General features: G+C 62.3%; 22 protein-coding genes. 12 read left to right on the top strand and 10 right to left on the bottom strand.

The genetic code is table 11. The annotated features are described in order from the left end of the window. Positions 1-90: 90 nt before the first annotated feature. Positions 91-720 (bottom strand): hypothetical protein, encoded by a 630-nt coding sequence (locus tag AC097L_RS09410; RefSeq protein ID WP_479586067.1) that lies wholly within the window; start codon positions 718-720, stop codon positions 91-93. A gap of 746 nt (positions 721-1,466) precedes the next feature. Between AC097L_RS09410 and AC097L_RS09415 the strand changes: the two genes are divergently transcribed. The 7 genes from AC097L_RS09415 (at position 1,467) to AC097L_RS09445 (ending at position 8,270) form a co-directional block, all read left to right on the top strand. Continuing rightward, positions 1,467-2,078 carry a hypothetical protein gene (locus AC097L_RS09415; protein ID WP_479586068.1) on the top strand — a complete coding sequence of 204 codons (612 nt, stop codon included), beginning with the start codon at positions 1,467-1,469 and terminating at the stop codon, positions 2,076-2,078. A 367-nt stretch (positions 2,079-2,445) separates the two neighbouring features. Then, positions 2,446-2,658 (top strand): hypothetical protein, encoded by a 213-nt coding sequence (locus AC097L_RS09420; protein ID WP_479586069.1) that lies wholly within the window; start codon positions 2,446-2,448, stop codon positions 2,656-2,658. Between the two features lie 3 nt (positions 2,659-2,661). Beyond that, complete coding sequence (locus AC097L_RS09425) at positions 2,662-5,157, top strand: GAF domain-containing sensor histidine kinase (RefSeq protein WP_479586070.1); 2,496 nt, start codon at positions 2,662-2,664, stop codon at positions 5,155-5,157. Between the two features lie 122 nt (positions 5,158-5,279). Then, entirely contained in the window at positions 5,280-5,657 is a 378-nt protein-coding gene (locus AC097L_RS09430; RefSeq protein WP_479586071.1) for a response regulator, read from the top strand. Between the two features lie 4 nt (positions 5,658-5,661). Next, positions 5,662-7,008 carry a sigma-54-dependent transcriptional regulator gene (locus tag AC097L_RS09435; protein ID WP_479586072.1) on the top strand — a complete coding sequence of 449 codons (1,347 nt, stop codon included), beginning with the start codon at positions 5,662-5,664 and terminating at the stop codon, positions 7,006-7,008. A gap of 186 nt (positions 7,009-7,194) precedes the next feature. Beyond that, the gene (locus AC097L_RS09440) at positions 7,195-7,731 is read left to right on the top strand and encodes a hypothetical protein (protein WP_479586073.1); all 537 of its coding nucleotides are present in this window, start codon (positions 7,195-7,197) and stop codon (positions 7,729-7,731) included. A 266-nt stretch (positions 7,732-7,997) separates the two neighbouring features. Further along, complete coding sequence (locus AC097L_RS09445; RefSeq protein WP_479586074.1) at positions 7,998-8,270, top strand: helix-turn-helix domain-containing protein; 273 nt, start codon at positions 7,998-8,000, stop codon at positions 8,268-8,270. 14 nt (positions 8,271-8,284) lie between these two features. Here AC097L_RS09445 and AC097L_RS09450 read toward each other — a convergent pair whose 3' ends face one another. Further along, on the bottom strand, positions 8,285-8,872 hold the full coding sequence (locus AC097L_RS09450; protein ID WP_479586075.1) for a flavin reductase family protein: 588 nt from the start codon (positions 8,870-8,872) through the stop codon (positions 8,285-8,287). 101 nt (positions 8,873-8,973) lie between these two features. On the opposite strand from AC097L_RS09450, the gene AC097L_RS09455 reads away from it, so the two are divergent. After that, positions 8,974-9,240 (top strand): cupin domain-containing protein, encoded by a 267-nt coding sequence (locus AC097L_RS09455; RefSeq protein ID WP_479586076.1) that lies wholly within the window; start codon positions 8,974-8,976, stop codon positions 9,238-9,240. Positions 9,241-9,277: 37 nt separating this feature from the next. Next, positions 9,278-9,787 carry a Dps family protein gene (locus tag AC097L_RS09460; protein ID WP_479586077.1) on the top strand — a complete coding sequence of 170 codons (510 nt, stop codon included), beginning with the start codon at positions 9,278-9,280 and terminating at the stop codon, positions 9,785-9,787. A gap of 70 nt (positions 9,788-9,857) precedes the next feature. On the opposite strand, the gene AC097L_RS09465 is transcribed toward AC097L_RS09460, so the two are convergent. The 3 genes from AC097L_RS09465 to AC097L_RS09475 form a co-directional block, all read right to left on the bottom strand. Next, entirely contained in the window at positions 9,858-10,070 is a 213-nt protein-coding gene (locus tag AC097L_RS09465) for a putative motility protein (protein WP_479586078.1), read from the bottom strand. A 68-nt stretch (positions 10,071-10,138) separates the two neighbouring features. Continuing rightward, positions 10,139-10,603 carry a hypothetical protein gene (locus AC097L_RS09470; RefSeq protein ID WP_479586079.1) on the bottom strand — a complete coding sequence of 155 codons (465 nt, stop codon included), beginning with the start codon at positions 10,601-10,603 and terminating at the stop codon, positions 10,139-10,141. Between the two features lie 15 nt (positions 10,604-10,618). Beyond that, positions 10,619-11,023, bottom strand: a complete 405-nt coding sequence (locus AC097L_RS09475) for a hypothetical protein (RefSeq protein ID WP_479586080.1) — start codon at positions 11,021-11,023, stop codon at positions 10,619-10,621. Positions 11,024-11,227: 204 nt separating this feature from the next. Here AC097L_RS09475 and AC097L_RS09480 point away from each other — a divergent pair, with 204 nt between their 5' ends. Then, complete coding sequence (locus AC097L_RS09480) at positions 11,228-12,484, top strand: DEAD/DEAH box helicase (protein WP_479586081.1); 1,257 nt, start codon at positions 11,228-11,230, stop codon at positions 12,482-12,484. A gap of 97 nt (positions 12,485-12,581) precedes the next feature. On the opposite strand, the gene AC097L_RS09485 is transcribed toward AC097L_RS09480, so the two are convergent. Continuing rightward, positions 12,582-12,869 (bottom strand): hypothetical protein, encoded by a 288-nt coding sequence (locus tag AC097L_RS09485; RefSeq protein ID WP_479586082.1) that lies wholly within the window; start codon positions 12,867-12,869, stop codon positions 12,582-12,584. A 146-nt stretch (positions 12,870-13,015) separates the two neighbouring features. On the opposite strand from AC097L_RS09485, the gene AC097L_RS09490 reads away from it, so the two are divergent. After that, on the top strand, positions 13,016-13,261 hold the full coding sequence (locus tag AC097L_RS09490) for a FitA-like ribbon-helix-helix domain-containing protein (RefSeq protein WP_479586083.1): 246 nt from the start codon (positions 13,016-13,018) through the stop codon (positions 13,259-13,261). Further along, positions 13,258-13,653, top strand: a complete 396-nt coding sequence (locus AC097L_RS09495) for a type II toxin-antitoxin system VapC family toxin (protein WP_479586084.1) — start codon at positions 13,258-13,260, stop codon at positions 13,651-13,653. The genes AC097L_RS09490 and AC097L_RS09495 overlap by 4 nt, the downstream gene beginning before the upstream one ends. A 155-nt stretch (positions 13,654-13,808) precedes the next feature. Here AC097L_RS09495 and iolB read toward each other — a convergent pair whose 3' ends face one another. The 4 genes from iolB to AC097L_RS09515 are packed head-to-tail and all read right to left on the bottom strand — an operon-like array spanning position 13,809 to position 19,347. Beyond that, a complete protein-coding gene (gene iolB / locus AC097L_RS09500) occupies positions 13,809-14,618 on the bottom strand; it encodes a 5-deoxy-glucuronate isomerase (protein ID WP_479586085.1) in 810 nt (269 codons plus the stop codon). A gap of 1 nt (position 14,619) precedes the next feature. Next, positions 14,620-15,525 carry a myo-inosose-2 dehydratase gene (gene iolE / locus AC097L_RS09505; protein WP_479586086.1) on the bottom strand — a complete coding sequence of 302 codons (906 nt, stop codon included), beginning with the start codon at positions 15,523-15,525 and terminating at the stop codon, positions 14,620-14,622. A 15-nt stretch (positions 15,526-15,540) separates the two neighbouring features. Beyond that, positions 15,541-17,397 carry a 3D-(3,5/4)-trihydroxycyclohexane-1,2-dione acylhydrolase (decyclizing) gene (iolD, locus tag AC097L_RS09510; RefSeq protein ID WP_479586087.1) on the bottom strand — a complete coding sequence of 619 codons (1,857 nt, stop codon included), beginning with the start codon at positions 17,395-17,397 and terminating at the stop codon, positions 15,541-15,543. 12 nt (positions 17,398-17,409) lie between these two features. Beyond that, complete coding sequence (locus tag AC097L_RS09515) at positions 17,410-19,347, bottom strand: bifunctional 5-dehydro-2-deoxygluconokinase/5-dehydro-2-deoxyphosphogluconate aldolase (protein WP_479586088.1); 1,938 nt, start codon at positions 19,345-19,347, stop codon at positions 17,410-17,412. Positions 19,348-19,398 lie beyond the last annotated feature (51 nt).

The following is a 19,398-nucleotide window of genomic DNA, read 5'->3' on the forward strand; positions in this document are numbered from 1 at the left end:
GGGGATTTAAATAAAAGTGCCGCTGGCGCACGTGCTGCCTGCGGGAGTAGCTATTTATTTTGTAGTGCGTGAGTTATTTGCTAGCTAGGTTTAGCGACCTTTTAAACCTAACCGTTCAACAAATCCATCGGGGGCTGGTATTTGAGGACGCTTATCAACGTGTGTTAAGTACTGTGACGAGTCTGGCCCCCAATCGAAGTACAAACCAGTTCCTGGCACTTCTAATGCTGCGGCGACTTCATGTTTGATTTCGAGGGATTGGGCGAACAGCAATCTCTTTTCTTGATCGCCAAGGAGATGTGCGAAGACTTTCAATCGATATGTACCTTCTGAAAAATTGAAATTGCTGCCATCTTTCGGCGTTAGAAAGTGGTGGTTTGTCGCGATGCCTGTTTCTCCAATGAATAAGCCACTGCCTCGAACCAACTTTTCATCTCCATAAACCCAAATATTGAAGTTCTGATGGGTCTCGTTGCGAGATAGGGTTGCGTGCATGCTTTCAATGACGCGGCCACGTTTTGATGTGGAGAAAAGCAGACTACGCAAAAAGATCTTTGGCGGAGACGCTTTGCCACCTAAACGGGGTGCGTCGGGTCCAAAAAATATGACTGTTGGCTGCGTCATTTTGACGGTGCCGCGTCGTAACAGAGTAAGCCAAGCTGTTGTGGCTGATATTGCTAATGCAAGGATTGCAACGGAGACTGCGATTGGGTCGGCCATAAGGTTCAAATCAAGATTTACAGACGCCTATGGCTACAAAGACCACACCAAGTCGGGGATGAGTAGTGAAAGTTTGAAAGTCACTATAGCCTAGAGAAACCGTCGTATTGGGTGCCAATGCGGTAGTGAGCGGCGTGTATGCCGCTAGCCGGGTATGCGCCCGGCGGCGCAGTAACTTTTCTTTTGCGCAAAAGAAAAGCGCCCCCATTGTCTGCGCCCTCCGCTTGCGCTACGGGAGCCTGCGGTGCTTCGCTTTGGTCGGGGTCTGGCTAAACTCGCCTTCGGCTCAAACAACGCCAGCCCTGATCCGCCCAAAGCTGCGCTCCTCGGCGCATACAGAGGGGGGCCCCGGGGATCGAGATCGGTGGCGCTGCGCGCCACGTCGCGCCTAGGGCGCGACGTGTGCCCCTCCCCCCCAGTCTTACCCCTGGGGGCGAGGGGCAATGTCAGATCTGGTCAATAAAAGTTGGCAGGGGGGCGGCTGGGGGTGAAGGAGGGGTTGTTGGATGGAGAGTGAGGAGAATTTGAGTAAAAAGTGCCGCTGGCGTAGGTTCTGCCTGGAGGAGTAGCTATTTATTTTGTAGTGTTCGGAGCAATTTTTACCAGCAACAGATGAAGTGCCCAACCTGAAAAGGCAGGGGAGAATGCAGGCATATTCCTTCCAGCCTAGCGCTCCAACCGTTGTGTCCTTATCCAAAATAAATCCTCGCCAGCGGGGTCTTCTCAGGCTCCATGGATGGTTGTTGATGCTTTGGGTTTCGGCCATTGGCTTCCTCACCAGTGCCGCGATTTTGCATATCGGCCATGTGCATTCCATGGCCGTACGTTATGCGGCGGGCGCTGGCGCAGTCTATTTTGTGGGCTTTGTGTTGGGTGGCTGGTGGTATGCGCGCTGGTGGAATATGCGGCGAGGGTCGGCTGCCGAGGTACCTTCACACGCGACAGCCGAAGAACAGGTTCAGTACGACCAGGAAATGGAGAGCGCGAGAAAGAAGCTGGGGCATTTTGACGGGCTGGGTGACTTGATTAGCGTGGGGGATGACCCTTTGAGTGCTCTGCTGTTCGTGATCTGGTTGATTGGAGCGGTATTGTTGGTGGCGCTATTCATGGGCTACCTGCCTTGGCTGACGACGGATTTGCTGGCAGGGTATCTGGCTGAAATTGTTCTTGAATTTGTGATTGGTGGTTTGTTGGTGCGCCGCATTTTGAGGCCCAGGCGGCTCGACCAGTATTGGCGTTTTATGGTTCGCAGAACCTGGGTCTTTGGTCTGCTAATGGTGGTTGCGTTTTTTGCCATTGGTTCTGCCATCCAGTACATAAATCCTTCGGCAAAAACCTTGTTTCAGGCATTTCGGTGATCTGTTGAATCGGGTGTACTGCCGGGCGGGGATGGTAGTGGCACCAACCCATCTTAAAGATTTAAGCTATTTAGGCCTCTAGCCTATATTTCACCTGCACATACAGCTCTTATTTAAATAGCAATAGGGCTGAGCGGGGCTGGCCAGAAAATGTCGGTTTCCACCGACACCGTAAGCCCTTGATTCCATGGACTTCCCCGCAACCAGGCCGTGGACTTGTCGGTGATTCCCGACAGACTGCCATCCCGCGTACCCGCCAGAGCGTTGATTCCATTGGATATTTTTATTGGCACATATCTTGTGAAGTATCTCCGGTCTGTTGCAGACAGTGCTACCCGGTATTTGACTCTCACTACAGGTGTCTTCCATGTCCATTCTTCTCATGCTGGTGCTGGTGCCCTTGGCTTTGATCTTGGTGTTGGTGATCGCGGGGGTGGCATCGGCACCGCCAGCGTCTTCGGACACAGCGGGCACGTCGTACCGCACGCTGAAGCCGTTCACACGGCCACGGCGTGCGTCTGACGCACAGGCACCGTCCGACGGCGACACGTCCTCCGTAGCGGCGGCAGGTTTCCAGTAGACCATGGCGACGCTGTTGGGGCAGCAACTGGCGCAGCAGGTCGCCGAGCGTACGGCCGAGTTGCAAGAGGTGATCACCCAGCTGCGCGCGCGCCAGCAGCAGCTGGAAATTCTGGCCCACCACGACACCCTGACCGGGCTGGCCAACCGCAAGCTGCTGCAAGATCGCTTCCAGGGCGCCGCAGAGCGGGCACAGCGCAGCGGCGTGTACTGCGGGTTGCTGATGCTGGACCTGGATGGCTTCAAGGCCATCAACGACCGCTACGGCCATGCCGCGGGCGACACGGTGCTGGTCGAGGTGGCGCGGCGGCTGGTGGCGGCGATGCGGGCCAGCGACACGGTGGCGCGCCTGGGCGGTGACGAGTTTGTGGTGCTGATCGAGTCGGCGCAGGGCGCGCGCGAGGTGCTGCAGATGTGCCGCAAGCTGCTGTCCACCCTGCGCGAGCCGGTGCATCTGGACTCGGGTACGACGCTGTCGGTAGGCGCCAGCATCGGGCAGGCCATGTACCCGGACGATGGACTGGATTTGCCGCACCTGCTGCACGCTGCCGACCAGGCGATGTACGCCTGCAAGGCGACCGGTATGCTCCAGTGCGGCATGCCGCACAACAGGCCTGCGCAGTTGTTGCCGGTACCCCCACAGGCCGCGTTGCCGCCCATAATGGGTGCCCACCTCGCCCATGAACCCGCCCTTGAGCCTGCCGATGTGCCCCCACACGGCGGCCCATCCCACACCATGGTTTCTGAAGCCGACCTGCACGCCCAGATACAGCAACTGCAACAGCAGTACCAAGCCCTGCAAGCGGACTATCAGAACCTGCAGGCGGAAAAAATCCAGCAGCACATTGCTGCCGATCTGTGGCTGGCGCAGCGCACCCGTGAGCTACAGGCCGAAGCGCTGGAGCAAAAAAAGGCCGAAACCCTGCAGAGGGTGTTCTACCGCATTGCCGAGCGTGCGGCAGCCGATCTGTCGTTCTACGACTTTTTGCAAACCGTGCACGGCCTGCTGGGCGAGCTGCTGTATGCCAAGAATTGCTATGTGTGCCTGTACGACGCGGCCAAGCACGTGCTCAATTTCCCGTATTACGTGGACGAGCGCGATGGCGATGTGATGCAGTGCAACGATGTGCCCTACCGCAAGGGCTTGTCGGAATACGTGCTGCGCACCGGGCGGCCGCAACTCATTGACCATGCGCGGTTTCTGGTACTCCAAGCGGCGGGCGATATCACCGAAGCCAGCGGCGACCTGAGCTTTACCAGCTGGCTGGGCGTACCCATGTACATCCAGGGCGTGGTCAGCGGCCTGCTGGTGGTGCAGGGCTACGCGCCGGGCATCGGCTACAGCGCGTCGGACGTGGATATTTTGTCTTTTGTGGCCAACCACGTCAGCAGTGCCATCGAGCGCCACCAGGCGCTGGACGAGGTGCGCAAATCCGAGACGCGCTACCGTACTGTGATCGAAAACGTGGGCGTGGGCGTGGTGGTGGTGCAAGACCGGCGCATGGTGTTTGCCAACCCCAGCCTGGTGCGCATCGTCGGCCATTCGTTGGAATTTTTGTTGTCCAGCCCCTTTACCGCGACCGTGCACCCGGACGATGTGGCGGTCATGCTGGACCGCCACGAGCGCCGGCTGCGCGGCGAGGACGTCGAGTCGTTCTACAGCCTGCGCATCGTCACGCAGCAGGGCGAAGAGCGTTCGCTGGAGCTGTCGGCCGTGAAGATCGAATGGGGCAAGCGCGATGCCACCTTGCTGTTTGTGGTGGATGCTACCGCCCGTGTGCATGCCGAGCACACCCAGCGGCTGACGCTGCACAAACAGTCGGAGCTCAACGACATGAAGTCGCGCTTCATCTCCATGGCCTCGCACGAGTTCCGTACCCCGCTGGCCATCATTTTGTCGTCGGCCGAGCTGCTCAAATACTACGGCGACCGCCTGCCTGAGGCTGAAAAAGCCGAAGTCATCCACACCATCGAAGGCGGCGTGCAGCGCATGACGCGCATGCTGGACCGGGTGTTGCTGCTGGGCAAGGCCGAGGCGCAGATGCTGGAATTCCAGCCCCAGCCGTTGGACTTGGCGGGGCTGTGCCTCAGCCTGGTGGAAGATGCCCGTATCCAGCAGCCCGAGACCCGCTGTGCATGGCAGACCGACTTTGCCGACATGCCCGCCAGCGGCGTGTTTGACGAGAAACTGCTGCGCCATATTTTTGGCAACCTGCTGTCCAACGCCCTCAAATATTCGCCGCAGGGGGGCACCGTGGGCTTTCGGGTGTTCCCGGTGGACGGGGGCCTGGTGTTTGAAGTATCCGACCAGGGCATCGGCATCCCGGAGGGCGAGCGGGCGCATTTGTTCGAGCCGTTTCACCGCGCGTCCAATGTCGGCGATATCCAGGGCACCGGCCTGGGGCTGTCCATCGTCAAGAACGCGGTGGACCTGCACGGCGGCAGCATCGAGGTGCGCAGCCTGCTGCCGCAGGGCACCTGCTTTTCTGTCCGCATCTAGCGCCGCTTTCTCCCGGCGGCGCACGCTTATAAAATACGTCGACCCAGGCAGTACACGCTTCGTTACGCCACACCTGCCCGGGCAGGCTGGTTTCACGATCCGTTGGCATACCGGGAACAGACATGGCGCGTATTTTGGTGATCGAAGACGAAGCTCCGATCCGTGCAAACCTGCTGCGTTTCATCCGGCTGGAAGGCCATGAGGGCATCGGCGCGGCCAACGGCCAACAGGGCCTGCAAGCGGCGCAAGACAGTCTGCCCGCGCTGATTTTGTGCGATGTGATGATGTCCCCGATGAACGGCATGGAGGTGCTGGCCGCGCTCCAGCACCACACGGGATTGCAACGCGTTCCCTTCATCTTTTTATCGGCTAGCGCAGAACCCGAGCGCCTGGAAGAAGCTCTGCGCTTGGGTGCCAGCGGCTATGTGACCAAGCCGTTCAACTTTGCACAATTGCGCGCGGTGCTGCAGCAATACGTGCCAGCCACCCCCGCCGACTGACCGCATGGCCCGCATCTTGATCGTGGACGACGACCCCGCGCTGCTGCGCCTGCTGGCGCTGCGCCTGCACTACGAAGGCCATACCGCCATCGAAGCCGCCAGCGGAGCCGCCGCGCTGGCCAAGCTGGAGCATGCGCTTCCGCACACCATGATCACCGACCTGCAGATGCCGGGCATGGACGGCCTGCAGCTGTTCGAGGCCGTGCACCGCCGCTACCCGCTGCTGCCGGTGCTGATGCTGACCGCCAACGGCACCATTGCCCATGCCGTCAAGGCCATGCAGCGCGGCGTGTTTGGCTACATCACCAAACCGTTTGAGGGTGCAGATCTGATGCGCGAAGTCGACCGCGCGCTGGCCGTGTCATCTGCCCTGGGGGCCGACATGCCCAGCGAAGACGGCGGCGAAACCTGGCGCGAAGCCATCGTCACCCGCAGCCCGTTGATGGAGAAGCTGCTGGCCGAGGCCCGACTGATGGCCCAAAGCGATGCCTCGGTGCTGATCTACGGCGAAAGCGGTACCGGCAAAGAACTGCTGGCCCGGGCCTTGCACGCCTCCAGCCCCCGCGGTGCCGGGCCGCTGGTGGCGGTGAACTGCGGGGCCATCCCCGAAAACCTGGTCGAATCCGAGCTGTTTGGCCACGTCAAGGGCGCATTTACCGGTGCCGTGCGCGACAGCGTCGGCCTGTTCACCAGCGCCCACCGGGGCACGATTTTTCTCGACGAAATTGCCGACCTGCCCCTGACCATGCAGGTCAAACTGCTGCGCGTGCTGCAAGAGCGCGAGGTGCGGCCGGTGGGGGCCGCCAAGTCGCACAAGGTGGACGTGCGGGTGATTTCGGCCTCTAACCGCCTGCTGTCCGACGAGGTGGCGGCAGGGCGCTTTCGCGAAGACCTGTTTTACCGCCTGAATGTGGTTGGTCTGACCCTGCCGCCCCTGGCCGAGCGCCGCGAAGACGTGGTGCTGCTGGCCAACCACTTTATGCGCAGCCTGGCGCAGCGCTACGCCAAGTCCATCACCGCGTTTGCACCCGGGGGGCTGGAGCAGCTCAGCAAGGCCGCCTGGCCCGGCAATGTGCGGCAGCTGCAGAACGTGGTGGAGAAATGCGTGGTGCTGTGCACCGGCTCCCTCATCGCCGCCAGCCTGGTGCAAAGCGCGTTGAGCAGCCAGGGCAACGAGCTGCTGCCGCTGGACGAGGCGCGCAAAGAATTTGAGCGCGGCTACCTGTCGCAGCTGCTCAAAATCACCAACGGCAGCGTCGCCCAGGCCGCCAAATTGGCCCACCGCAACCGTACCGATTTCTACGCGCTGCTAGCCCGCCACGGCATCGACGCGGCCCACTTCAAGGCCTGATGCGGGTTTCGGCGCAGCCCGGTGGTGTAAAAAATAGAGGTTAAAAATAGTCTTTGGCGCAGATAAAACCTGCGATGGCAGCTATTTATTTTGTAGCAAGAAACAATTTAAAACCTGGAACTGTCTTCTACCTGCCGCACTCCCACGTTGAACATTGAGTTTGATAAATCACAACGAGAGCGCTGCATGCCCCACCCCTTGGTTCCTTTTTCTCGATTTTTGTCCCGTGCCGGTTCTTGCTCCGCGGCGGCCCTGCTGGCACTGGCCTGCGGGTTGGGCGCTGGCGTGGCCCAGGCGCAAGACATGTACATCAACGGCACGGTCGGCGGCGCCATTGCGCCCGGCGTGTATGGCCAGATCAACTTTGGCTCGCGGCCACCGCCGCCGGTTTTGTATGCCCAGCCCATGCTGGTCCAGCGTGGCCCCATCGCCGAGCCGCCGCTGTACCTGTATGTGCCACCGGGCCACTCCAAAAACTGGCGCCGCTACTGCGGGCGCTACAACGCCTGTGGTCGGCCGGTGTACTTTGTGCAGGTCAACGAGCGCAACCGCTGGTGGGCACCGCCACACGGTGGCCCGCGCCCCGAGCACGACCGGCGTGACGGCCCACGCCAAGGCCGTGGCCACGATGACCACGGCCGCGGCAATGACCGTAACGACCATGGTCGCGATGACCGTGGCTCCGGACGCGGTGGTCCGGGCCACCGCCAGTTTGACAACTAAAACAGGCTCTAGCGCAGGTAATACCTGCACGAGTCGCTAGTGATTCTATAGCGTCTGGCTGCCAGGCAAACGAAAACCCCGCCAGCACTACCTTGCCGTGGGCGGTGCCGCTTTTGAGCGGGGCTTCGGGGTGGCTCAAGGGTGAATTGGTGTGGTATCCGATGGTTTTCGTACAGGGTCCGTGTGAAGACGATCCGACTTTAGAGCGACAAGCGTATTGATAAGGTGGCTTTGGACGGAGGCACTTTCAAACGAAAATTGAAAATGTGGCCTACCTGCAGGCGCTCATCTGCACCGCCCGTGGCGGCACCCCGGCGGCTGCCAGCGCCACCCTCAAGCGGCTGGAAATCCAGCTGGGCTCGCGTTTGTTTGGACGCCCAACCCGGGCCCTGGGGCTCACCCCCAGGGCCAGGCCCTATTTCCCTCCTGGGGCACCGAACCCTATCCGCTGCACGCCCTGCTGCCCAGCGGCCGCTTTGTGCCCAGCCGGGTGCGGACGCTGGTGGAGTTTTTGGCGCTCAGGTTCGCGCGCTTGTTAGAGCCTGCGGGCTGATCAGGTCCCGACCTGCACCGACTGTCCGGTGGCATAAAACTGCCCACCGGCCACGTAGTGCAGGGTCCGCAGCGTGTCGGGTGCGGCATCGAAGTGCCAGCGGCCATCGCTGAACACGCGTTCGTCGGCCCAGGCAGCCACCACTTCGGCGATGAACAGGTCGTACTGGCCCTGGTTGTGCGGCTCGGGCAGCACCCGGCACTCCAGCCAGGCTACGCAGCCTTGCACCAGCGGCGCGGCGATCTGGCTGGCGGCAATGGTGGTGATGCCGTGCTGCGCCAGTTTGCCCGGCACGGTACGGGGGCTGTCGGTTCCTACTGCCAGGGTAAGCGCTGCCATGGCCACGCAGGGGATGTTCAGGGCAAACACTCCGCTGGCCTCCACCAGTAGCCGCGTCAGGGTGGCCTTGTCGATTACCACCATCACCTTGGGCGGGTCGAAGTCCAGCGGCATGGCCCAGGCCGCGGCCATCACATTGACATTGCCGCTGTGGGCCGATGACACCAGCACGACGGGGCCGTGGTTCATCAGCCGGTAGGCTTTGGCGAGGGGTACGGGAATGCAATGGGACAGGGCGGGTAAAGTCATGGCGGCACTTTATCCCAGAGGCTTTGAGGCCGCTTGGGCGCGGGCCAGCAGCCGCTGCAGGTTTTGGCGAAAATCTCGTAAATCACCCACCAGGAGCCAATATGCAACGCCAAGAATTTACCGATACTCTGGCCCTGGAAGGCTTCGACACGCCGGTCACCGTGGCCCGCGAACCCAATGGCAACACGGATGTGCACACCCATGCATTCGAGGCCAAGGCCTTGGTGCTCCAGGGTGGGCTGACCATTACCGTGGCCGGTGTGGAGCAGGTTTATTCGGCGGGCCAGGTGTTCCATCTGTCTGCGCTGACGCCGCACTCCGAGCACTACGGGCCTGAGGGGGTAGAGTACCTGGTAGGCCGGAAATAAGCCGGTCTCTTTTTTAAGCTGTTAATCCAAGGAAACCATGAAAAAGTCTGCCACCGCTTCCGCCAAATCTGCACCCAGCATCAACATCGGCATTGGTGACAAAGACCGCGCGGCCATCGCCAAAGGGCTGAGCCGCCTGCTGGCCGACACCTACACGCTGTACCTCACCACCCACAATTTCCACTGGAACGTGACCGGCCCGATGTTCAACACCCTGCACCAGATGTTCATGGTGCAGTACACCGAGCTGTGGGCGGCGGTAGACCCGGTGGCCGAACGCATCCGCTCGCTGGGCCATGCCGCGCCGGGCTCGTATGCGCAGTTCAGCCAGCTGGCCTCGGTGCCCGATGCACCCGCCACTCCGCCCAAGGCACTGGAGATGGTGCGCATCCTGGTGCAGGGCCACGAGGCCGTGGCGCGCACCGCCCGCGAACTGTTCCCGGTGGCCGACAAAGCCAACGACCAGCCCACCGCCGACTTGCTGACCCAGCGCCTTACGGTGCACGAGCAAACCGCGTGGATGCTGCGCTCGCTACTGGAAGAGTAATTTGCTATTAAAAAAAGAGCTACTGGCGCATGTTTTATATGCGCCAGTAGCTCTTTTATGGCTGAAAACTTCAGGCGTAGGTATTGAGTTGGGTGCCCAGGCTACCACTAGTAGCCAGCGCGGGTGCCGCTGCAGGCTGGGGGATGGATTCGATCAGCGCCTGGGCCGCCACGGCCTGTGCGTCCAGGGCTTTTTTCAGCACCCGGATATTCAGGCTGTCGGACGTTGGGGCTTGAGCAGCCGCGGTGGCGGACTGCACGGCGGCGGTGCTGGCGATATTCATGGCGAGTCTCCTGACGATATAAGTATATCGGCAGGGTGGCCTGTGACTTGAGCGGTTTAATGTGAAAGTTAGTGCAACAGCCGCACGGCTGCAATGGCCACCCAGCCCAGCACAAAGTTCAGCACCACCAGGGTGTGGATTTTTCCAGCAGCCTTGGCCGCTAACGGCCATTCGGCTGCCGCCACCGCGCGTTTGAACTGGGCGAATCCGGCAAACTGGATGTGCCCAAACGCCAGCACCATCACCACGCCCAGGCCGGCCATCACCGCCCAGCCCAGCGGCACGCTGCCACCCCCGGATGTGGCCGCTTTCATGCCGCTGCCGAACATATGCCCACCCGTGGCCAGCAGCAGCACGATGGCGCCCAGCACCAGCCGGAAAAACCGCTGCCATACCTGCACCATCAGCCGGGCACGGGGCTGCGCCTCCAGCGCCAGCAAGGCGGCAGGCCGCAGCGCAAACAGCATGCATGTCATGCCACCCATCCAGACGATGGCGGCGGCGAGGTGGAGGAGTTTGAGAATGTCGTACATGAAGCTTTCGGTGGGTTATTTGGTGCGCGCCGGACCGGGCGGCTTGGGGGCTGACAGCAGGGCCTGCAGTGGCTGGTATGCGCCCGATGGCAAGACCACCCGGGTCAGGGGAACGTCGACTTTTTCAGCGGGCACTACGCCGTCTTTTTCTTTCAGCCGGACGAACAGGCCTTTTCTGCTGATATGCACATGGCTTACCGTATGGCGTTCGCCCTGGTATTGCACATCGGTACCCGGTTTGTAGAGCGCAATCCACATCGCTGGTGTGGCATCTTCTTCCGGCGCGGCTTCTGTGGGCGACGCCATCGCGGGCGTGGCGATGCTGGGCAGGGCGGGGGTTACCGCTGTGCTGGCCACGCCTGCGGCAGGCGCAGCCGCCGTGGGGGGTGTGTCGAACAGGGAGTCAAAATCGTCGCTCAACTGCGGCTTTCTTTCACGGGTCGGTACGGTATCGGGCGGGTGGGATGTCGCCAGCAGGCCGGGTGCGTGCGCTATAAAATTAATAGCAAATTACGCAGGCAGCACATGCGCTAGCGTTGAATTTAACACGCAAACGATTTGGCTGCCTGGCGTGCGGGGTTAAACTGCCCACCCCCTTCTTGTCGTCCTGCCCGACGTGCCCCCATGCCATTTGCCTCCCTGGGACTTGCTCCCGCCTTGCTGCGCGCCGTGCGCGAACAGGGCTTTACCGCGCCTACCGCCATCCAGACCTCGGCCATTCCGGCCATCGTGCGCGGGGCGGATGTGTGGGCCGCAGCCCCCACCGGCTCGGGCAAAACCGCCGCCTTCGCCTTGCCCCTGCTGCAGCGCCTGATGGACGCGCCGCGCCAAGACGGCAAGCGCCGCCCCCGCGTGCTGGTGCTGGTGCCCACACGCGAACTGGCGGCCCAGGTGGCCGAGGTGTTCCGTGGCCTGGCCCAGCACCTGCCACAGCCGTTAAAAATTGCGGTGGTCTTTGGTGGCGTGTCCATCAACCCGCAGATGATGGGGCTGCGCGGCGGGGCCGACATCGTGGTCGCCACGCCGGGCCGTTTGCTCGATCTGGTGGGCCACAACGCCCTGCAACTGTCTAACGTGGCGGCGCTGGTGCTGGACGAGGCCGACCGCCTGCTCGACCTGGGCTTTGCCGAAGAGCTGGCCCGCGTGCTCACGCTGCTGCCCGCCCAGCGCCAGAACCTGTTGTTCTCGGCCACCTTCCCGCCCGCCATCGACGCCCTGGCCGTCCAGCTCCTGCGCGACCCGGTGCGCATCGAGATGGCCGCCCTACCCACGATTCACACTACCCACACCGCCGCGCCCGCCATTGCCCAGCGCGCCATCGCCGTGGATGCCAGCCGCCGCACCCAGTTGCTGCGCCACCTGGTGCAGACGAACAGCTGGCAGCGCGTGCTGGTGTTTGTGGCTACCAAGTTCTCCGCCGAGATCGTGGCTGACAAGCTGCGCAAGGCCGACATCTGGGCCGAACCCTTCCACGGCCAGCTCAGCCAGGGCAAACGCACCCAGGTGCTGGACGACTTCAAGGCCGGGCGTGTGCACGTGGTGGTGGCCACCGACCTGGCCGCGCGCGGCATCGACGTGGCCGAATTGCCGGTAGTCGTCAATTACGACCTGCCGCGCTCTGCCGTCGATTACGTGCACCGCATCGGCCGCACCGGCCGCGCCGGGCAAAGCGGCGAGGCGTTTAGCTTCATTACCGCCGACACCGAAGCCCACTTCGCCCTTATCGAAAAGCGCCAGGGCCTGAGCCTGCCGCGCGAAGAAGTGGTGGGATTTGAGCCGGTAGAACTGGCCGTACCGTCCCTGCCCGCGCAGACCAACGGCGGCATCAAAGGCAAACGGCCCAGCAAGAAGGACAAGCTGCGGGCTGCTGCGGCGGGTTGATCTGCTCTAAATTTAGAAAAAATAGGCCTCTAGCGTAGATTCTGCTTGCGCTAGTAGCTATTAAAAGAAGAGCATTTCAACGCTGCTGCGTTTTGTCTTAATCGGCAGCGATTTCTACGCTGTCTTCGTCTTCCATTGTTTCACTGTCCATCACCGCAATCTCGGCGTACTGCACGCCGTTGAGCTGGTGGCGGTAGGCTGTGTAGGCGTGGCGGGCCGCAGCCTCGTCGTCGCCTTCGTCATCGGCCGTGGCGGCCTGCAAATGCAGCTTGGCCGCCGCCGCAAAGTGGTGCGCCGCCATGCGGTGGTGGTCGCCTACGGTTTCAAACTCTTCGTCGAAAATCTCGGTCGGTAGTTCGATGGCGGGCGTGCTGTTGGAAGTCATAAAAGTCTCGCAAAGGTGGCAACGGCGACATGCCGCTGCGCCAGCATCGGTGTACGGCATGAAGACTTGATGACAGAGGGCACTTTTGCCAGCTTGATCTTTGTCGCAGGTGAAACCATAATGGTTCCATTTTGGTTGGATCCGCTATGTCCACGACCTTGACGTTAAAAAACATCCCCGATGCCCTGTATGGCCGCCTCAAACAGGCTGCAGATGCCCACCGCCGGAGCTTGAATAGTGAGGTACTCGTGTGCCTGGAGGCCATTTTGCTGCCACAGAAATCACCCGTGGAAGAGCGCCTGACCCGCGCCCGGCAGTTGCGCCAGGCCTTGCCCACAGGCGCGTTCACCGCCGCAGACATTGCCCAACTGCGCGAAGAGGGCCGTGCGTGATCGTTGTCGATACCAATATTCTGGCCTATCTTTACCTGCCAGGTGACTTTACCGAGCAGGCGGAAGACCTCTTGCGCCAGGATGCCGATTGGGTCGCCCCCGCTCTGTGGCGCAGCGAATTTCGCAACATCCTGGCAGGCTATCTGCGGCGCGGCACGCTGACGTTTGAGCAAGCCTATGCGATCCAGCGTGAGGCCGAGGCCTTGTTGCGCGGACAGGAGTACGAGCTGGATTCGTATGCGGTTTTGGATTTGGTGCGCAGCAGTGAGTGCTCAGCCTATGACTGCGAGTTCGTGGCGCTGGCGGTGCAGCTAGGGGTACGGCTTGCAACTATGGACAAGAAGGTGCTGCGGAATTTTCCGGGGTATACGTTTTCGCTAGGTGCGCACTGAGAAAGAATGGCGAGTGCTCTCCTTTTTTATTCTAAAAAAGAGAGCTTCTCACGCTCTTGGAATAAGCACAGGAGCCTGTTTTAATGCCTGAAAAAATAGGCTAAAACTTCAAATTAAGGCCGGAACGGGTGCGGCGGCTCCCGTTCCGCCCATGCTCAAACAGGCCTCAACATCCACTCATGCGCCGGGTCGTTCTTGAAGACCCAGAAGCGGTTGGGCCCGGCCATCACGTTCAGGTAGTACAGGTCGTAGCCGTGCGGTGCGGTGACCGGGTGGTAGCCGCGCGGGACCATCACCACGTCGTGGTTCTCCACGGCGCAGGCTTCATCCAGGCTGCGGTCGTCGGTGTAGACGCGTTGGAAGGCGAAGCCCTGCGGTGGGTTCAGGCGGTGGTAGTAGGTTTCTTCCAATAGCGTCTCGACCGGCGGCTGCTCGATGTCGTGCTTGTGCGGGGGGTAGCTGCTGGAGTGGCTGGCCGGGGTGAGCACTTCGACCACCAGCAGGTGCGCGGCGGTCGGGTCGTCGTGGGGCAGCACGTCGCAGACGTAGCGGGTGTTGGTGCCTTGGCCGCGCACGCTGCGGCGCATGCTGGCCGGGTCGATGACGCGCACAGCGTGGGGCGTGTCGCCTGCGGGGGCGGTGCACAGGCCCAGCTCGGCATCGGTGTCGGCCCGCACCACCACGGTCTTTCCGCCGGGCACATAGACCGCAGCGGGCGAGACCTCTTCGAACACGCTGGTACGGGTGCCCAGTTTCTCGTAGGTTTGGCCGTCTACCGTGACGGTGACGGTGCCGGTGAGCACCACCAGGCAGAGTTCGCGGGTGCTGGTGTTCACCGTTTCGGTTTCGCCGGCGGCCAGGCGCACGGCGCGGAAGCCCACGTGGGTCCAGCCTGCGCGCTCGGGGGTGACGTTGACGATTTCGCGGCCCGTTGGGGCGGCTTTGGCGAGGAGGGGGCTGACCATCTCAGCCGCCGATCTTGTCTACCAGGCCGCGCAGGGTGTCATAGCCCTTTTTCGCGTACTCGTAGCTGGGGGCGACGGCCGGATCTTGCTCGGCTTCCACCACCAGCCAGCCCTCAAAACCGGCGTTTTTCAGTGTGGTCAGCACGGCTTCGTAGTCCAGGCCGCCATCGCCGGGCACAGTGAAGGTGCCGTTGATCACGCCGTTCAGAAAGCTCCAGCCGTCGTTGCGGGCCTGGGCGATCACCGGGACGCGCACGTCCTTGCAATGCACATGCACCACGCGTTCCACGTGTTTCTTAAGCAGCGCGACAGGGTCGGCGGCACCGCCGAAGTAGGCGTGGCCGGTGTCGAACAGCAGGAAGACCTTGGTCGGGTCGGTCAGCGCCATCAGCTTGTCCACGTCGGCGGGCGACTCCACGTAGGCACCCATGTGGTGGTGGTAGGCCAACTTGATGCCGTAGGTTTTGACCAGGTGCTCGCCAAACGCGTTCAGGCGGTCGGCATAAGCCTTCCACTGGGCTTCGCCAGCGAAGCGGGGGCGCTTGGAGACGGGGGTGTCGATCTGGCCCTGGATGGTGTCGGCGCATTCGCCATAGACCACTACCTTGACTCCGTTGTATTGCAGCTTGGCCATGTGGGCCTTGCAGCGTTCGATTTCGGCTTCCACCGAGTCGTTGCCTAAAAAGCCCGAATACCAGCCGGACACGCAAACCAGGCCGAACTCGTCCAGCTTGGCTTTCAGGCCAGGGCCGTCCTTGGGGAATTTGTTGCCCAGCTCGAAGCCTTCGTAGCCGATTTCCTTGCCTTCGCTCAGGGCCGTTTCCAGCAGGGTTTCGCCGCCCAGCGAGGGCAGGTCGTCGTTCATCCAGGACAGGGGGTTGATGCCGATGCGTACGTTCCAGGTCATGTTGCTTCTCTTTAGTTAAATGCGTTGTTCAAGTTTGGCGGCGGTGTAGCGTGTGTGCGCTTCATTCACTTCTGCGCGCTCGGAGACAGCGGGAATCGCCACTTCCCACCAGCAGCCGCCTTCGGCCGTGGTGCGGTGGTGGGTGGTGTCGATCACCACCACCTGCGTTTTGGTGGCGGCGCGGGCTGCCACCATGGCGGTCTTCAGCTCAGCCAAGTCTTTGACGTGCACGGCATCCGCGCCCATGCTGCGGCCATGCATGGCAAAGTCGATCTGGCTGCTGCTGCCGCCCTCGGGAATGCAGTCATCCAGCATGTTGTTGAAGCTGGGTATGCCGCTGGCGCGCTGCAGGCGGTCGATGCAGCCGTAGCCCCGGTTGTCCAGAATCACCACAATCAGCTTTTTGCCCAGCAGCACCGAAGTGGCTAGCTCAGAGTTCATCATCATGTAAGAGCCGTCGCCCACAATGACGATGACTTCCTGGTCGGGCCGGGCCATCTTGGCACCCAAGGCCCCGGCCACTTCGTAGCCCATGCACGAATAGCCATATTCCACGTGGTAGTTGCCGGGCCGGGTGGCGCGCCAGAGCTTGTGCAGTTCGGCGGGCAGGGTACCTGCGGCGCAGACCACCACGTCGCGCACATCGCTGTTGTCTACCGAATCGCGCACGGTGCCGATGACCTCTGCGTCGTAGGGCAGCACGTCTCTGGGGATGGCGGTGGTGAGTTCAGTGACGCGGGCCACCCAGCCTGCAGCCAGGGTGCGGGCGCGGGTGGTCCAGGCAGGTGCTGCTTTCCAGTCGCCTGCGGCAGCGCTGAGCTGGGCCAGGCCCACGCGGGCATCGGCCACCAGGGCGGCACCATTCCATTTGGTGGCATCAAAGCTTTGCACATTCAGGCAAAGCAGTTTTGCTTTGGCAAACAGGGCGTGCGAGCCGGTGGTGAAGTCTTGCAGGCGGGTGCCCACCGCCAGCACCAAGTCTGCTTCGCGGGCCATTTCGTTGGCGGCGGGGCCGCCGTCTACGCCAATGCCGCCCAGGTTCAGCGGGTGGTCCCAGGGCAGGCTGCTCTTGCCGCCATGCGATTCGACCACCGGGATGCCGTATTTCTCGGCAAAGGCCCGCAGCGCGTCCCAGGCCTGGCTGTACAGCACGCCGCCACCGGCCACGATGAGGGGTTGTTTGGCGGTTTTCAGCAAAGCGGCGGCGGTGTCCAGCTCGCGGGTGTCGGCGGGCGGGCGGCGGAAGTAGAGGGTACCGGGCTGCAGAAAGCTTTCCGGGCAGTCAAAGGCCATGGTCTGCACGTCTTGCGGCAGCGACAGGCACACCGGGCCGCAGCTGGCCGGATCGGTCAGCACCTGGATGGCGCGGGGCAGGGCGGTCAGGATCTGCTCGGGCCGGGTGATGCGGTCAAAGAAGCGGGTGACGGGGCGGAACGCGTCGTTGGCGTTCATGTCGCCGTGCTGAAAGTTCTCGATTTGCTGCAGCACGGGGTCCGGGGCGCGGCTGGCAAAGGTGTCGCCAGGTAGCAGCAGCACCGGCAGGCGGTTCACATGGGCCACAGCGGCGGCTGTTACTAAATTGGTAGCACCAGGCCCAATGCTGGTGCTCACTGCCATGATTTTTTGCCGAAAATTAGCCTTGGCGTAGGCGATGGCCGCGTGGGCCATACCCTGCTCGTTGTGGGCGCGGTAGGTGGGCAATGTGGCGCGCTCGGCGTACAGGGCTTCGCCAATACCGGCCACATTGCCGTGGCCAAAGATGGTGAACACGCCCGCGCAGTAGGGCTGGGTGCTGCCGTCGGCCATCTCGACTTGCAGTGCGGCCAGGTGCTTGACCAGCGCCTGGGACATGGTGAGTTTCTGGGTTTTCATAGGGCGGATGGATTAGACAGATTTACGTTTGCGCCAGGCGTCCACCAGGACGGAGAAGTTCTGGGCTACGGCATTTTTAAACGCCGCGTCGTCGATTTCATTTTTGAGCCACTGCAGCGAGGGCGTAGCCCACAGTGTGCGCCCAACCATAAAGCCCTTGACGATGGGATTGGTAGCTTGGGCAAAGCTGTCGGCCAGCAGTTGCAAGGGCTGGTTCAGGCCCAGGATGACCGCGCCACGGCAGTGCGGGTCGCGCTCGGCCACCAGGGCGGCCAGGTCGGTCCAGCCCTGGGGCTGCATGGGGGCCAGCTTCCACCACTCGGGCTGCACGCCCAGGTTGTAGAAGCGCTTCACGGCGCGCAGCACGGCGGTATCTTCGGTGCCAGCGGGGGTCAGGGCGCGCGGGCAGATGATTTCCAACAGCAGCTCGTTGCCGCTGGCGCGGGTGGCTTCCCAGAGTTCCAGCACTTTTTGCTCTTGCTCTAAACGAAGTGCATATGCGTCGTCCGGGTGGTAGTGCACCAGGCATTTCACCACCTGTTCGGTGGGCCAGTTAATCAGAGCGCTACCCACCGAGCGGGTGCCGTCAAAGCGCAGCGGGCGTGAGCTGGGCAGCTCAATAGGCCTGCCGACCCACCAGCCACGGCCGGTGGCGCTGGCAAGGGCATCGCGGCCGTAGTCGCCACCGTCGATCAGCACGCCCACATGGCCTTGCAGGCTGTGGCTGGCCTCCACCTGTTCGGCGGTTTCGACCAGCAGCTTTTTGAGCGCGGGGATGCGCGATTCGTCGGCACCGGCTTCGCGCACCATGTCAAAGAACTGGCTGCGGTGGTCAAAGGCCAGCACGCACATCTCGTTCCAATCCGGGCGCGCCGCAGTGACGCGGTGCAGATGGGCCAGCTGCTGGTCGGCATCTACCTTGGGGTTGCGGCTGCCGCCAAACCAGTGGGTCAATTCAGCCGGGGTGGGCATGGCGGCGGAGCAGGCGTGGCGCGACACCACGATGGCACCGCAAGCGTTGGCCACCTGGGTGGAGGCAGCCCAATCTTTACCCTGCAGCAGGCTGGCCATCAGGCCGGACAGGAAGGAGTCGCCCGCGCCCAGCACGTTCAGCACCTCGACCCGCTCGCCCTGGAAGGTGGGCGCGTCGTCGATGTGGGCTGGGATGTCACCTTCGATCACGGTGCAGCCATCGGCCCCGCGCTTAACCACCAGGGTGGCGGCGCTGAGTTGGCGTACGGCGCGCAGGCAGGCCATCAGGTCGCCCGCAATGCCCCCGGCGATGAAGAATTCTTCTTCGGTGCCCACCAGCAGATCGAATGCGGGCAGCACTTCCTGGAGTTGCTGGGTCACGTGTGCATCCGCCACATAGCGGTTCTCGCCCGCGCCGCGGCTGGTCAGGCCCCAGAGCACGGGGCGGTAGTCGATGTCCAGCACGCGGGTCACGCCGTGTTTTTTGGCGTAGGTCAAGGCAGCCAAGGACGCGCTGCGGGTACCAGGGGTGCTGAGGTGGGTGCCGGTGATGGCCAGGGCGCGGCACTGGGCGATGAAGTCTTCGCGGATTTCACTGGCATCGACCGCCATGTCGGCGCAGTTTTCACGCATGAACAGCAGGGGGAAGGTGTCGCGGTCTTTCAGGCCCAGCAAAACCATGCCGGTCAGGCGCTCGGGGTCGATCTGCACCTGGCTGGTGTCGCAGCCCTCGGCGGCCAGGGTTTCGGTAAGGAAACGGCCCATTTGCTCGTTGCCCACGCGGGACAGCATGGCGCTTTTGAGCCCCAAGCGGGCCACGCCAAAAGCCAGGTTGGCCGAGCTGCCACCCAGGGTCATGGCCATGCTGCGTGCGTCTTCCAGGCGGCTGCCGAATTGTTGGGCGTACAGATCTACTGCCAGGCGGCCCAGGCAGGCGAGGTCGATACGGCGACCAGTGGGGAAGTTCAGTTGGCTCATCGAGGTACGGTGTTGTGCGGAAAAAGGTTCCCGTGGGTACGGAAAGGCGGC

Source organism: Rhodoferax sp. RT5P35, assembly GCF_056521385.1.